Source organism: Prosthecochloris sp., assembly GCA_015482705.2.
Classification (GTDB): Bacteria; Bacteroidota; Chlorobiia; order Chlorobiales; family Chlorobiaceae; genus Prosthecochloris.
In genome coordinates this window covers 14,712-30,000 of sequence record JADMLA020000022.1, presented here as the reverse complement: position 1 = coordinate 30,000, position 15,289 = coordinate 14,712, and the positions used below count along the sequence as shown (strand labels likewise).

Below are 15,289 nucleotides of genomic sequence, written 5' to 3'. Positions count from 1 at the left end.
TCCGGCCGATGATCAGAGGAATTCTTCCGCCGGCTCTCACTTCATCACCAAGAGTGTTGGGCTCGAGTTTGAACTCAGCGATAACAGTACCGTCTTTTTCAATTTTTCCTTCGTAAGGATAAAGCTCAACGACATCCCCCGTCTCCATGGCAGTGACATCGGTCTGGATCGGAAGAGCACCTGAATCTTCAGCTGTATTGAAAAAGATAGGGGCAATGATACCGCCGATAACAACACCGCCTGTACGTTTGTTCGGCACGGCAGGAATATCTTCACCGATATGCCACTGAACAGAATTGATGCCTGATTTTCTGCTTGAACCGGTACCGACGACATCACCGACAAAAGCAACAGGATTGCCTTTTTTCTTAAGCTCGGCGATAGTCCCGATAGGATCTTCCATTTTTGAGCGCAGCATACTCAATGCATGTAACGGAATATCACTTCTTGTAAACGCTTCACTTGCAGGAGAAAGATCATCTGTATTTGTTTCGCCGGGTACTTTGAAAACCGTCAGTGTCATTTTTTCCGGAATGGCTGGCTTCGTTTCAAACCACTCTGCATTGGCCCATGATTCCATGACCTCTTTCGCAAAACTGTTCGACTTGGCGAGTTCTGCAACCGCATCGAACGACTCATAGACCAAAAGGGTCTTTTTGAGCATTTCAGCAGCTGCGGAAGCAACGTCGCCATCATCATGCGACAAGGCATCGACCAGAGGCTTGACGTTATACCCTCCAAGCATGGTCCCGAGAATGTTAACCGCGTCAACCGCGGAAATCACGGCACACGTCGCATCACCGTTAACAACGCGATCCAGAAATGCCGCTTTTTCGAATGCCGCGTCATCAACCCCGGGACTGACATGCTCGCGGAAAAGTGTCAGCAGATAATCCTGGTCCTCTACTGGATCCTGCTGCAACAGCTCGATCAATTCACGTGCCTGATCCGCAGTCAAAGGAAGTGGCGGAATACCGTTCTGCGCCCTCTCATCCGTGTGTGCCCGATATTCTTGTATAAGACCCATTACGTCGTTCTCCTTGTGATTTTTTTATGCTTTTGAAAATCGTGTTCTAACAAAAAGGAAGGATAGCGTCCCGCTTTGAGGCGGGCAAAGCTGTAAAGTTAGTATACTTCTTTAAAAAAAACAATTACGATGTAAGACGAACGAGTTCAATGATTGGCTACGGTTAACGAAGCGGCAAGATCGTTGGACAGAGTCCAAGCTTGAAAATAACCGTTGAGAAAAGTTCGAGGGCAAGGCGAGCGAAAAACAGGAACCGGAGCGGACAGAAGTACATGAGTATTCCGGGCACCGTACAACGGTGTGGCCGAACATTACTGCTGGCTATTCGAGATTTCCTACACTATCAGCATACTGTCACCATAGCTGAGAAACCTATAGTCTCTGACAAGAGCCTCTTCGTAAGCATGCTTCAGATTTTCCCACCCTGCAAAAGCCGCGGTAAGCATCAGAACTGTGGATCGGGGTGCATGGTAATTGGTAACAAGGCCGTCGATAACCCTGAAAGAGTAGCCCGGATAGATAAAGATGTCTGCTTCACCGGTAATTTCTCCGGGTGATTGTTGCTGCTCGATCAACGAAGCGGCATGTTCAAGCGAACGGGTCACCGTGGTTCCAACTGCCACCACTTTTTTTTTCTTTCCTTTTGTTTCACGGATCTTTCTTACAGTGTCGGCGGGTATGCAGTAGTACTCCCGGTGCATGACATGCGAATCCAGATCATCACCTCTGATAGGCAGAAACGTACCGAGCCCGACATGAAGGGTGACGTAAGCAAAAACAACACCCTTTTCCTCAAGAGAATCGAGCAGCTCACGGGTCATGTTCAGCGAAGCGGTCGGTGCGGCAACCGAACCCGGTATTTCTGCAAAAACCGTCTGATAACGCTCACGGTCAACCTCCTCGGCAGCCCTTTTCAGATAAGGCGGAATAGGCACATCGCCATAATCAGCAAAAAAATCCGGCACACTTCTCCCATCCTGGCAGACCACTCTTGCAACCCCCTCTCCTTCTACAGCCGAAACCAGCAGCTTATTCCCATGGACAAGCAGCACGTCTCCTGGCTTCAACCGTCCCCGGTACATTACCAGATCCTGACAGTCATCATGCTTTTCGAGCAAAACAAGCTCAACTTTCGCTCCGGTTGTTTTTTGGGCGAACAATCGGGCCTGAACCACTCTGCTGTTGTTGAGAACAAGAAGATCACCCGGCTCGATAAAGCGACCGAGTTCAGCATACGCAGCATGCAGTATACTCCCTGTAGTACGGTGCAGCACCTCGAGCCTGGTTGTTCCACGATCTGTTGGAGGATAGATCGCTATACTGCTCTGAGGCAGTTCATAATCGTAATCACTGACTTTCATCATACGGTATTCGCCTCGATGAACCTCTATCGGCCAAGCTTTCTCAGCCTGGCTCTGACCGCCTCGGCATGGGCCTGAAGATTTTCATGATCGGCAAATTGCGCAATTTTTTCACCCGACAAACCAAGCTGCTCTTTAGAATAAGAGATAAGAGAGGTATGTTTGATAAAATCACGAACGGAAAGCGGTGAAAAGAAACGGGCGGTTCCGTTAGTCGGAAGAGTATGGTTCGGGCCGGCAAAATAATCGCCCACCGATTCGCAGGAATAACTCCCCATAAAGATCGCACCGGCATGCTTCAAGTCAGGAAGTATTTCCCAGCTGTCACGAACATGCAGCTCGAGATGTTCCGGTGCGATTATGTTTGAAACCTCACATGCTTCACGAATATCCTTGGTTAAAACAATCGCACCGTTTGCCGCCAAAGCCTCTTGAATAATGCTGGCCCGCTGCATTGTAGAGATCTTTTCGTTCGCCAGAGATGTAACAGCTGTCGCAAGCGCTGCCGAGTCGGTGATCAAAACCGATGAAGCGTCAGGATCATGTTCGGACTGTGCAAAAAGATCGAGCACGATAAACTCTGGATCCGCCGAATCATCGGCAATTACAACCACCTCGGAAGGCCCGGCAATGCTGTCTATGGAAACATGACCGAAAACCTCTTTTTTCGCCAGAGCGACGTATTTGTTGCCCGGCCCGGTGATCTTGTCGACTTTCGGCACACGTTCAGTGCCAAACGCAAAAGCCGCAACCGCCTGTGCACCACCGAACTTGTATATCGTATCGATTCCTGCAACATGAGCTGCCGCAAGGATATGAGAACTCACCCTGCCTTCACTGTCGCATGGTGTTGTCAAGAATATTTCTTGAACGCCAGCAACCTGAGCTGGAGCGACATTCATGAGAAGAGAAGAAGGATAGGCTGCTTTTCCGCCCGGCACATAGAGCATAACCCTCTCGAGTGGAGTCACCCTCTGGCCGAGAATAACACCGTTTTCACCCTCACAGAAAAAACTTTTCTCAGACTCATGCTTATGAAACGCGGTTATGTTGCAATATGCCTCTTCGAGAATGGCAATGAAGTCCCTGTCGGCGCTTCGATATGCATCCTCGATCAGATCCGCCGAAACGGTAATCTCTCCCGGCATGAAGCCCTGGAATTTCTCGGTGTACTCAAAAAGCGCTCTATCACCACCTGTTTCAATATTTCTCAGAATTTCCTGGACCACTTCCCGGACTTCAGGCTCGAATGTAACACTACGACTGAGGTGACGCTGCAGCTCCGACTTTTCTTCGGCATAGGTAAACAACCTTAACACGGCACAGTTCTTTTAGATAATTCATAAATACAGATCTTTCCACCTAATGTAAACAAACAGGTGATTTAAAGAAACACACCCCCACATTCCGAAAGCAGCATCATACCTGGAAAAAACTCAGAGTTCTTCAACGATTTTCATTTGAAAAAATTGTTCCATTACCTACCTTACCTCTTCAGTGAAAGCGATGGAAAACGCCTTCCCGACAGCCTTTTTTCAAGGCACAGCGACACCATAGACACATTACATTCAGGACAGACATGAGCTTTTTTGGTTATCTATTCAGAGACATTGCCGTAGATCTTGGGACAGCAAACACACTTGTTTTTATTCGTGATAAAGGTGTAGTACTGAACGAACCCTCAATTGTCGCCAGGGAACGCAGTACCGGCAAAGTCGTCGCTATAGGGCAGGATGCCCTTCTGATGCATGAAAAAACACATCCAGGAATTGTCACTATCAAACCGCTTGCCAACGGAGTCATAGCCGATTACGAAGCCACCGAAGAACTGATAAAAGGTTTGATCAAAAAAACCAAAAGCCAGTTCTCGTTTGGTATCCGTAGAATGGTTATCGGAATCCCGTCAGGCATTACCGAAGTGGAAAAAAGAGCTGTTCGTGACTCTGCGGAGCATATAGGAGCCAAGGAAGTCTACCTTGTTGCCGAGCCGATGGCAGCAGCGATCGGTATTGGCCTCGATGTCAAGGAACCCATGGGGAACATGGTTGTGGATATCGGCGGCGGAACAACTGAAATTGCGGTAATTTCGCTTGGTGGCATAGCTTCGGGTGAATCGCTTCGTGTAGCAGGGACCGACATCACCAACTCAATTATGCGGCATTTCCGAAAGGCTTACAACCTCGCTATCGGAGAAAGAACAGCTGAAGAAGTTAAAATACGTATTGCATCGGCAAACAAGCTCGATAAAGAGCTGACCATGACTGTGAGGGGCCGTAACCTCGTCACCGCTCTTCCCGAAGAACGTGAAGTCAACTCTCCAACCATACGAGAAGCAATTACAACGCCAATCAGCCAGATTATCAACTCGATCAAGAAATGCCTTGAGGTAACCAAACCCGAGTTGTCGGCTGACGTTCTCGACAGAGGACTGTTTCTTGCTGGAGGCGGCGCGCTCATCAAGGATCTCGACAAGAAAATTCATGATGAAACGAAACTTGCCGTTCACATCAGCGAAGACCCGTTGACCGCCGTTGCACGGGGAACCGGAAAAGTACTTGAAGACCTGGAGAATTACCGGACCGTTCTCCTCCCGACAAAGAGATACTGATCGGAGAGCTTATTGCAATTCACTCAGGCTTCAAGCTATAACCTGCCAAGGAAACAAACAACCAGTCCACAGCAAGCCACAACTGAAAAAAAATCGTTGTTCGTCGCAATGCAATACGTCTCCCCTTTTGACCTTTACCCTCTAACTTATGCCTTTTTTCCCCTAGCCTCTCTTCTCTTCAACTAGCCGAGTGTAAAACGCTTCATACTGTTCGACAAGCCTGGAAACATGGTATTTGCGAGCCTGTTCCACACAGTTTTTCGAAAAGCCATCCCACTTTTTCTCATCGGAAAGCAGCTCAAGGGCTTTTTCCGACATTCGACCGACATTACCGAGTTCGACGAGGAATCCATGTTTACCGTTTCCGATAAACTCCGGAAAACCACCCATGTTCGTCACTATAACCGGCACACCACAAGCCATGGCTTCAAGAGCGGCGAGGCCGAACGATTCACCCCCGCTCGGCATGAGCATCAAGTCGGAAACGGAAAGTAATGGAACGATATCATCGATCTTGCCGAGGAACCGAACGTGTTCTGCGATACCGTTTTCCCTGACCCAGACTTCGGCCTCACTTCTTTCCGGACCGTCACCAACAAGCAGCAGGGTTGCAGGCACATGCTGTACAAGCGTATAAAAAGTCTTCAATACATCGCGAATCCGTTTGACCGGTCTGAAGTTGGAAATATGAATGCAGACCTTTTCACTGTCAAGCTCGAGTTGTTCACGAATTTCTTTGGTACGCGGCAAGCGGTAAAACAGCTCCGTATCGACAAAATTAGGGATAACCTCAACCTCGACTCTCGGATCGAAGAGCCTTACGGTTTCCTTTCTGAGAAATTCCGAAACGGCAGTCACTCCATCGGATTTATTGATAGCAAGCCTTACTGCACCATGCATACTGCTATCCGCACCAACCACGGTAATGTCGGTACCATGCAGAGTCGTTGCCAGCCTGAAACATCTTGCATCCGAGCATGACTCTTCAAGCATCTGACGAGCAAGCATTGCGCTGAGCGCATGGGGAATAGCATAGTGCGCATGCACGACATCGAGTTTCTCGTAGGTCGCCACCTCGGCAATCTTCGTTGCAAGAGCAAGTGAATAAAAGGGGCATTCGAAAACCGGATAGTGTACGGCTTCGACTTCATGGTAAAAGATATTTTTCGAGAAGGTTCCCAGCCGAAACGGTGCCGAGCGATTGATAAAATGCACGATATGCCCCCGATCAGCAAGAGCCTTACCCAACTCGGTAGCCACCGCGCCACTACCGCCATATGTATGGTGACAGGAAATACCTATTTTCATGATCAACAGTTAAAAAATTAGGGGACGTTCACAACTATTTAAACTTAAATTCATCCAAAAACGATCAACTCCTCCTAAGAATAAGATTGACTGCCGCCGCAGATACTCCCAAAAGCTTCGCCGCTCCGGCGTAAGTCATTCCGAGTTCTCGCACATATTCTAACGCGAGGGTTTTTCGCAATGCCGAACATTTCCTCATCCTACAACCTCCCTGTAGAGCCTCAACCATTATTCCTGCCTTTTCACACGCACAATGAAGACGTTTTTCAGCTTCTTTTTCCATTGAAACCGCTGGCAACCGTTCTTTGACATTTTCCTCTACTTCATCAAGCATCTTTCGAACAAACTCTCCACTTCCTAATATTCGTTCATCACTAAACTGTTTTTGACGCCGTTTTCTGAGTGACTTCACTTCGGACCACCCACCGATCGATCGAACCAAACCCCCTCCAGTTAGCTCCTGTTGACGCCCCAGTTTACTCTCAGATAAAACAAATCCTTCATAAGCCTTTATAGCACGTGAATCATTTTCCGCAAAATACTCAAGTACATATTTGCAATCTTGCCATTTATGCCGGCTCCTCCCCATTATGACGGCATGCCCACTCCACTTATAGTATTTCAGTTCTTCCAGCGACATGACAAGACCTGCCCGTAATGGATTGAGATGAATATAGCTGACCAATCGTAAAAAGTAGGGCTCCTCTTCGCAAACAATTGATTTATATCTGTTTTGGAAAAGATGGCCATGCCTTTGATACTTCCTGTTGAACCAGCTAGCATACCTTGTCAAAAGCTTTCTCATGAATGTAGATAGCCCCTGTGAACTGCTCTTTAAAAGAATATGCGCATGATTGCTCATCAGTGCCCATGCATAGATTGAGGTTTTGGTTGCAACAGCAACCTCACCCATGCAGGAAACAAAAAATCCACGGTCTTCGTCATCATGAACGATGTTTTTCCCTTCTATTCCTCGAACCATCACATGATGTAGAGTTCCTGGTGCATCGAGCCTTGCTCCTCTTGGCATAGAAACATATTGAATTGTTAACCAGTGCCTGATTGACATCAAAATAAAATTTAAGAAAATTTAGTTTAAATTGTTGTGAACGTCCCTAATACAATATTTTGTCAAGGAAACATTTTATACCTGAATACCCGTTACAATAAAAGCCAAACCCCCTACGACACATTCCAAATCATGGATATGTAGAAATATGTGTAAATCCATTCTGTACCGCCTCCCATGAAAAAGCAACGAAATATTTCAATCGAGCTTGCCTCGACACTTCCTGCTGAAGAACAGCAGATAGAACTCGTTGAGCGCAAGGGCATCGCCCACCCTGATACCATGTGTGATTCCATCATGGAAGCCGTTTGTATAGCGCTTTGTAAGGAATATAACGACCGCTTCGGACGCATCCTGCACCACAACATCGATAAAGGTATGCTTGTCGCCGGTCGAACCATGCCCCAACCGGGCGGAGGAAAGGTTATCGAGCCCATGAAAATCATTTTCGGCGATCGCGCAACCTATACTCATGATGGCACGGTCATTCAGGTAGGCGAAATTGCCGAAGCCACAGCAAAAAAATGGCTTCGCAAAAATCTGCGGTTCGTCGATCCGGAAGTCAACATCATATACCAGAATGAAATCAAACCCGGCTCATCCGAACTTACCGATACGTTCTCACGACCGGTTATCGGAGCCAACGATACGTCGGTCGGTGTCGGACATGCTCCGCGAACCGAAACGGAACGGCTGGTATTTGAAACGGAACAATACCTCAACTCGAACATTTTCAAATATGCCTATCCTGAAACAGGCAAGGATATCAAGGTCATGGCTTTCAGGAAAAATCGTGACCTGACAATGACCGTCGCAATCGCTTTCGTCGATCGTTATATTCGCGACAAGAAGATTTATTTCGAGAAGAAACAAATTATCCAGGATAACATCACCCAGTTTATCAGGTGTAAACAGGAAAATATCGACAACGTCACTGTTCAGCTCAATACACTTGACGACCCGGAACGAGGAGCAGAAGGCATATACCTTACAGTACTCGGCACTTCTGCAGAAAGCGGCGATGGTGGACAGGTAGGTAGAGGTAACCGCGTAAACGGTTTGATAACCTTCAATCGCCCTCAAAGTCTCGAAGCTGCTGCAGGGAAAAACCCGGTCAATCACGTCGGCAAAATCTACAATGTTCTCAGCCATGAAATCGCAAGGCGAATTCACAAGGAAGTTGACGGAGTCAAGGAGGCCACCGTTTACCTTTGCAGCCAGATAGGTCAACCTCTCGATGAACCTTTACAGGCATCGGCAAAACTCATCCTCGACGAGGATTTCCATCTCGACGATGTTCGCAAAACCGTAACCTCGATCATCCAGGTCGAACTCGCCTATATCGGTGTATTCATCGAACAACTCGCCTTAGGCAAATACAGCATATGCTGACACATAACCATACCATCTCTTATACTTGTAACTTTTATCGTGGCACATAATGCCGAACCTTTTCTGCACTTCCATCAACCAACACCTCGAGACCATCGCGAAACGTCTGGTCACCTGCCTTCATAGCGTCGGTGAAACAGAACTCTGGAACGATTTCGCACCTAACCTTTCAAGTCCAGGGAACCTCGTTCTTCATGTAACCGGCAATCTCAATCAGTATATTCTCAAAACTCTTGGCAATAAAATAATCTTTCGTGATCGCGACAAAGAGTTTCACGATAAGCCAGACACAAACATCGATACACTCTGTGAAGCATTTGAAGCAACCATCGGGGAATGTATTGCCGTTGTGAACTCACTCGACAGCGAACGTCTTTCCCGAACCTATCACGTACAGGGTCTTGAATATAGTGGCTATGGTATTCTCATTCATGCAACTGAACACCTGAGTCATCATACCGGACAGTTTATCTGGTTTTGTAAATACCTTTTCGATGCGGACATTGACTTCTTTAAAGGACGGGATTTGAATGTCCAGTAATACAGACAGCGATCGACTGATATTTGCAGAGTTCGTTGCACTGTTAGCCATGATGATGTCACTCGCCGCTCTGTCGATCGATGCTGTTCTTCCAGCTCTTACGATAATAGGTGGGGAGCTTGGCGTCGAGTATGAGAACACCAACCAGTTGATTATCTCCTTTCTCTTTCTCGGTATGTCCGGTGGTCAAATATTCTATGGTCCACTCTCGGATGCTGCAGGAAGAAAACCTGCAATTTATATCGGTTTTATCATTTTCATTTCAGGTACACTCTTGTCACTTTTCGCCCACTGTTTCACTCTGATGCTAGCAGGGCGGGCCCTCCAGGGTCTGGGTGCTGCAAGTCCCCGTGTTGTTTCGATAGCAATTGTGAGAGATCGGTACGAAGGGCAGAAAATGGCGCAGGTTATGTCTTTTATCATGACATTTTTTATTATCATACCAATCCTTGCTCCCGCGCTCGGTCAACTTATCCTTAGCGTTTCAGGCTGGAGATCGATTTTCGGATTGTTTCTTTTCCTCGCTTTTTTCTCGCTCATCTGGTTTTCCTTACGGCTTCCAGAAACTCTGGAAAAAGAAAAACGTATACCCTTTTCTCCAGTCAGGATCATATCGAGCGTCCGTGAAATCTTGAACACCCGCCAGTCATTTGCCTATACCATCATATCAGGCCTTATTTTCGGCTCTTTTCTCGGCTATCTGAACTCTTCACAGCAAATCCTTCAAATACAATATGGACTTGGCGACAAGTTCCCGTTGTATTTCGGGATTCTGGCAATTGCCTTTGGCACTGCAACACTAATGAACTCGAAACTTGTGACATTTTTCAGCATGAAAAATCTTATCCTGCGAGCAATGCAGGCTTTCGTTATTCTCTCCGGAGTGTTTCTTGTTTTCTCCCTGGCACAAAACGGACATCCTCCGTTCTTGTCGTTCATGCTTTACCTGATCCCTCTTTTCTTTACCATCGGCATTCTGTTCGGCAACCTCAACGCATTGGCAATGGAGCCTCTCGACCATATAGCAGGTATAGGAGCTTCTACGATCGGTTCACTTTCGACTTTCACAGCCCTTGCAATCGGTACGGTTATCGGCCAAAGCTATGACGGTACCATCCTGCCGCTCATCTCGGGTTTTCTCCTGCTCGGCACCACCGCTCTTGTGATCATCCAACTGGTTGACAGAAAACGTTGAGAGCCCAATACTCCACTCTGCCGACCGGGTATGCCATTGTATACAAAAGTGGCTTGTGGTTCATTAGCCACTATTCACGAAAAAACGGGGAAAATGAATAGCAATACCTTTACATTCGTGAATGCAAACCGATGGCATTGCCTTCCGTATCAAGCACTTTCGCAACAAATCCATACTCGCCGATGCTTGACTTCTCCCGTAAAACGCGACCGCCTTTTTCAACTGTTTTTCGGCAAGCATCATCGATATCAACCGACGTGAAGTAGATCAATGCCCCTTCACTCGATGGAACATAACCCTCTCCCTTTACAAGACTTCCCGGGGCACCGGTTTCATCCTCTTTCATTGGAAACCAAGCCATCTTCAGCTCATCCATCTCCTGTTCATCGAGCGTAACACCAAATACATGTTCATAAAAATTCTTGGCCCTTTTCATGTCCACAACAGGAATTTCAAACCAGCCAACCTGATTATAGTTTATCGTCATGATTCTCACATATTTATCATTCTCTTAACGCAATACCTGCACAACAAAATTAGTGATACTACAAAACCCATTTTACACAGCCATCTCCTTTCACCGGTAAAGGTTTCATACAAGAATGGATAATGATCACAGTAATGAACTCATGCAACGAATGCAACCATCGAACAGACCACAGGGCATTGAACATCGAAAAGATAGGGATACAACGAAGAATAATAAGAAAAAGCGGAAACAGTCCTAAGTGGGGGAACCGCGCCGCCACCAAGGAAAAGGTTATCTATCAAGCCAATCAGTAACTGATGGAAATGCCGGTAATGAACGCATTGGTATTGATACCGTCATTGGGATCACTGAAACCAGCATTGGACAGGTGCCTGAAACGATACCCGGCATTGAAGGCAAGATTATGAGCCAGCTCAAACTGAAAACCTGCTCCTATCTGGCTGAGAAAGTTGAACCCGTCATCTCCCTGTTCAACGGTATCGATACTGAAATAAGCAGGACCTGAACCGATTTCTCCATAAAATGAAATCTCGTCTGTCAAGGGGGTGATATACCGAAAACCAACATTCAGACCAATTTCAACACCGTCTTCAGGTGCAACGATAGTATTTACAAACGGTTCGATGCCAAGCTGAAGGGCACCTGGACCACTTAATCCTACAAAATCACTGATGTCGAAACCCACTCTTACGGAGAAAGGTATAACTTCAAGATCATCATCTCTTCTCAATTCTCCCCTTGCATATCCTGAACTGAAAGAAAGTTCACTGAAACGAAAGGGTTCTACCCGATCGGTAAACGCATGGACTCTTGTGCTGCTATCCGCAGAAGCTACAAGGGGCGAAAGAGAAAAGCAGGTAACTATAAGTGCGACAACAACTTTTCTGATGTGCATAGTGCTTCTCGGTTATTTAAAGCTATTCAATGGCCAGAGATTGAGGAATCTTTCTTTAACATTATAATACAAAAACTATAAGAAAATCGCATGTTCTTCGAAAGTAGATTCAGACCATGTAGCACTTTCTCAACAATCATACCGAGAATCTTCATAAAAAAGCCTTGAAACCATTTTCATCCTCTGCTGTATTGCCATCCGCCGTCGATCTTCGTACATTTCGCATGGTTTTCATAAATTCATATTTGAATCTTTCTATTTTTCCGAATATCTGTATTTCTATGGAATACTTCACCAAGACCATCGTTCGTGAGACTGTCGAAACAATCCAGATTCTCGATGTCACCGACGAAGTCCGTGAATTTGTTGCATCATGCGACCTGAAAAAGGGACAACTCACTCTTGTGAGTCAACACACAACGGCGTTCATCAATATCAACGAACAGGAACCCCGACTGCTTGAAGACATGGTGATTTTTCTCAAGCGTCTCGTCCCAAAAGACGGAGAATACCTGCATAATATCACCCCTATCGACGGTCGAGACAATGCACACTCCCATCTTATGGGTCTCTTCATGAACAGTTCTGAAACAATTCCTTTCGAGTCAGGCAAACTTCTGCTTGGCGAGTGGCAATCAATTTTCCTTGTGGAACTTGACGGCCCGCGCCCCAAACGCAGCGTTCTCATGCAAATTTCAGGGATATAAACCCTGAAAACAATAGGGTTAACCGATGCCCCTGAATTGGTCACGAGCGGTCATCGAGCTCGATGAAGCGTACAAGCCCTCTGTAAAAAACATAGCAATAACAGGAGTGGAAATCCCGGAAAGCGTTTCGATGCTTATTTAAATAATTTCACCCTTAGGAACCGGGAACCTCGTAATCCCGTTAGATAGAAATACGTAAATACAAACCAATCCTTTGCCTATGTTGACCAAAATTTCATATCTGTCACCATAAACACCTGCGTTTTCAACAAACCAGCATAGGTCACAAGAACACCACACATGGAAAATTTGTCACCGTTTCCGGTAAATGGGAAGTATTCTTTCCTCTCGAAAATTCATTCCCCTGATGATCTTAAAAAGTTCAAACCGGAAGAACTTCAGAAAATAGCTGATGAATGCAGGGCCTACCTTATCGATGTCATAGCGGAAAACGGAGGGCATTTCGCTTCGAGCCTCGGAGTCGTCGAAATGACAGTGGCTCTCCATTACGTCTACAACACTCCCTATGACAAAATAATCTGGGATGTTGGTCATCAGGCTTACATACATAAAATGTTGACCGGCAGAAAAGATCTGATGCATTCCAACAGGAAATTCAATGGTATTGCCGGCTTTCCAAAAATTTCCGAGAGCCCCCACGATGCATTCGGAACAGGACACGCATCAACGTCGATTTCCGCTGCAACAGGGCTGGCAGCAGCCAGAGACCTTTCAGGAAGCAATGAAAAAATCATCGCGGTTATCGGAGATGGCAGCATGACGGGAGGAATGGCGTTCGAGGCAATGAACCATCTTGGAGACACAAAAAGTGATGTTCTCGTGGTTCTCAACGATAACCAGATGGCAATCGCCCCCAGCACAGGAGGTCTTAAAAATTATCTCGTCAATATCTCTTTTAACAAAACCTACAACAAGGTCAGAAAATTCATCTGGGATTCGATATCCCTCTTGAACAACGATCTTGGAGAAACTGCGAAGCATGCCGTTCATAAAATCGAAGACGGCATAAAAGCCGCCCTGACCACCGGCGCTTTTTTTGAAGCTCTTGGGTTCCGTTATTTCGGGCCTATCGACGGGCATGATATGGATAAACTGGTCAAAGCATTTGAAGAAATGCAGGAGCTCCCCCACCCCAAACTCCTTCATGTAATCACAACAAAAGGCAAAGGATTCAAACCCGCTGAAGATAACCAGAGCAAATGGCATGCAAGCAGTGGAGGATTCGATACCACCACAGGAAAAACCCTGAAAAAAAACACGAAAACCTCTCCTCCGAAATACCAGGATATCTTCGGCAGAACCTTGACGGAAATTGCCTCAAAAGACCATAGGGTTGTTGGAATCACCGCAGCCATGCCTGGCGGAACTTCGCTCGATATTTTCCAGGGAGCCCATCCCAATCGTTTTTACGATGTCGGTATCGCAGAACAGCATGCTGTCACTTTCGCGGCAGGAATGGCTGCAAAGGGTTTCAAACCTTTCTGCGCCATATACTCAACGTTCCTGCAAAGGGCATACGATCAGCTAATTCATGATGTAGCGTTGCAAAAGCTTCCTGTTGTTTTCGCTATCGATCGAGCCGGTCTGGTAGGTGAAGACGGTCCAACTCATCACGGATCGTTCGATCTTTCCTACCTTCAACCGGTTCCAAACATGGTTGTCATGGCACCGAAAGACGAACAGGAACTCCGAGACATGATCTATACCGCCTCGCAATATGATGCTGGACCTGTCGCCGTTCGTTACCCGAGAGGTACCTGTACCGGTCTGAAACTGAACCCCTACTTTACTTCGCTCGAGATTGGCAAAAGTGAGATTGTACGGGAAGGCTCATCAATTGCCATTCTTGCAATCGGTACCATGGTAGAAAAATCGATTGAAGCCGCACATCTGCTTGAACAGGCAAACATCGACGCTCTTGTAGCAAACATGCGCTTTCTCAAACCCCTCGATGTCGCAATGGTTCACGCTATCGCTGAAAGTCACGAAAAAATTGTCGTTGTCGAGGAAAACAGTGTTATAGGAGGTCTTGGAAGTGCTGTAAACGACTACCTCATGAAGGAAGGTTTGTCAAACAAAGTATTGACTCTTGGCTTACCCGATGAATTTGTCACCCATGGCAACATGAACGATCTCTATCGGATGCTTGGATTGGACCCTGAAAATATTTGCAAAAAAATTAAAAAATTTTACAAAGGCGATACCGCAGGAAAGAACGAAAGCAGCCAAAGCACGATCCGGACAGACAGATTTGCATAGACGCCTGCCACTAGATCGTCAACCATAACGCCCCACGCTCCCGGTAATTTCTGAGCGACATTGACCGGCTCGGGTTTGAGGATATCGAATAAACGGAACGCCATAAAACCCAAAACTACAGAAAACCATCCTGCAGGCAACAGCAGAAGAGCGATCCATTGACCGGCAACCTCATCGATCGTAACCTGAGAAGGGTCGTGGCCGTAGATTCTCTCCATAATCCCTGCAGACCACAGACCGACAACAAAAACAACACCAACAGCCGAAACAGCTATTTCCAACTGCTGAAAGGCAGGAACCGCAGCGAAAAAAACAGCGGCAGCGAGACTGGTAACCGTCCCGGGTGCAAAAGGGAAAAAACCCAATCCAGCACAACTTCCCGCAAATGTAGCAATGAACGTTTTCATGCGTCAACT

Annotated in this window: 14 protein-coding genes (1 of these 14 running past the window's edge); 6 read left to right on the top strand and 8 right to left on the bottom strand. The window is 46.6% G+C overall.

Translation table 11 applies throughout. From position 1 onward, the window contains the following. The 3 genes from acnB to hisD all read right to left on the bottom strand — a co-directional run. Nucleotides 1-1,027, bottom strand: the beginning of a protein-coding gene (acnB, locus tag QZ209_RS05060; RefSeq protein ID WP_294345241.1) for a bifunctional aconitate hydratase 2/2-methylisocitrate dehydratase. 1,541 nt of this gene lie to the left of the window's left edge; 1,027 of the gene's 2,568 nt are visible here — the first part of the coding sequence; it begins with the start codon at nt 1,025-1,027; the stop codon falls past the left edge of the window. A 335-nt stretch (nt 1,028-1,362) separates the two neighbouring features. After that, nucleotides 1,363-2,388, bottom strand: coding sequence for a tRNA preQ1(34) S-adenosylmethionine ribosyltransferase-isomerase QueA (gene queA / locus QZ209_RS05055; protein WP_294345428.1), 1,026 nt, complete (start codon nt 2,386-2,388; stop codon nt 1,363-1,365). Between the two features lie 26 nt (nt 2,389-2,414). Then, on the bottom strand, nt 2,415-3,707 hold the full coding sequence (gene hisD / locus QZ209_RS05050) for a histidinol dehydrogenase (protein ID WP_294345240.1): 1,293 nt from the start codon (nt 3,705-3,707) through the stop codon (nt 2,415-2,417). 260 nt (nt 3,708-3,967) lie between these two features. Between hisD and QZ209_RS05045 the strand changes: the two genes are divergently transcribed. Further along, complete coding sequence (locus QZ209_RS05045; RefSeq protein WP_294345239.1) at nt 3,968-4,996, top strand: rod shape-determining protein; 1,029 nt, start codon at nt 3,968-3,970, stop codon at nt 4,994-4,996. Between the two features lie 162 nt (nt 4,997-5,158). Here the strand turns inward: QZ209_RS05045 and bshA are convergent, their stop codons facing one another. After that, a complete protein-coding gene (gene bshA, locus QZ209_RS05040) occupies nt 5,159-6,304 on the bottom strand; it encodes an N-acetyl-alpha-D-glucosaminyl L-malate synthase BshA (RefSeq protein WP_294345238.1) in 1,146 nt (381 codons plus the stop codon). 64 nt (nt 6,305-6,368) lie between these two features. After that, a complete protein-coding gene (locus QZ209_RS05035; RefSeq protein WP_294345236.1) occupies nt 6,369-7,334 on the bottom strand; it encodes a transposase in 966 nt (321 codons plus the stop codon). A 216-nt stretch (nt 7,335-7,550) separates the two neighbouring features. On the opposite strand from QZ209_RS05035, the gene QZ209_RS05030 reads away from it, so the two are divergent. The 3 genes from QZ209_RS05030 to QZ209_RS05020 are packed head-to-tail and all read left to right on the top strand — an operon-like array spanning nt 7,551 to nt 10,501. Further along, entirely contained in the window at nt 7,551-8,765 is a 1,215-nt protein-coding gene (locus QZ209_RS05030; RefSeq protein ID WP_294345233.1) for a methionine adenosyltransferase, read from the top strand. Nucleotides 8,766-8,814: 49 nt separating this feature from the next. Then, entirely contained in the window at nt 8,815-9,306 is a 492-nt protein-coding gene (locus QZ209_RS05025) for a DUF1572 family protein (protein WP_294345231.1), read from the top strand. Next, nucleotides 9,296-10,501 (top strand): multidrug effflux MFS transporter, encoded by a 1,206-nt coding sequence (locus QZ209_RS05020; protein ID WP_294345229.1) that lies wholly within the window; start codon nt 9,296-9,298, stop codon nt 10,499-10,501. The genes QZ209_RS05025 and QZ209_RS05020 overlap by 11 nt, the downstream gene beginning before the upstream one ends. A 109-nt stretch (nt 10,502-10,610) precedes the next feature. Here the strand turns inward: QZ209_RS05020 and QZ209_RS05015 are convergent, their stop codons facing one another. After that, nucleotides 10,611-10,988 carry a VOC family protein gene (locus QZ209_RS05015; protein ID WP_294345228.1) on the bottom strand — a complete coding sequence of 126 codons (378 nt, stop codon included), beginning with the start codon at nt 10,986-10,988 and terminating at the stop codon, nt 10,611-10,613. Nucleotides 10,989-11,277: 289 nt separating this feature from the next. Continuing rightward, nucleotides 11,278-11,886 (bottom strand): acyloxyacyl hydrolase, encoded by a 609-nt coding sequence (locus QZ209_RS05010; RefSeq protein WP_294345227.1) that lies wholly within the window; start codon nt 11,884-11,886, stop codon nt 11,278-11,280. Nucleotides 11,887-12,167: 281 nt separating this feature from the next. Between QZ209_RS05010 and QZ209_RS05005 the strand changes: the two genes are divergently transcribed. Continuing rightward, entirely contained in the window at nt 12,168-12,593 is a 426-nt protein-coding gene (locus QZ209_RS05005) for a secondary thiamine-phosphate synthase enzyme YjbQ (protein ID WP_294345226.1), read from the top strand. Nucleotides 12,594-12,893: 300 nt separating this feature from the next. Further along, on the top strand, nt 12,894-14,873 hold the full coding sequence (gene dxs, locus QZ209_RS05000) for a 1-deoxy-D-xylulose-5-phosphate synthase (RefSeq protein ID WP_294345225.1): 1,980 nt from the start codon (nt 12,894-12,896) through the stop codon (nt 14,871-14,873). On the opposite strand, the gene QZ209_RS04995 is transcribed toward dxs, so the two are convergent. Continuing rightward, entirely contained in the window at nt 14,804-15,280 is a 477-nt protein-coding gene (locus tag QZ209_RS04995) for a phosphatidylglycerophosphatase A (RefSeq protein WP_294345224.1), read from the bottom strand. The two genes, dxs and QZ209_RS04995, sit on opposite strands and share 70 nt — an antisense overlap. Nucleotides 15,281-15,289 lie beyond the last annotated feature (9 nt).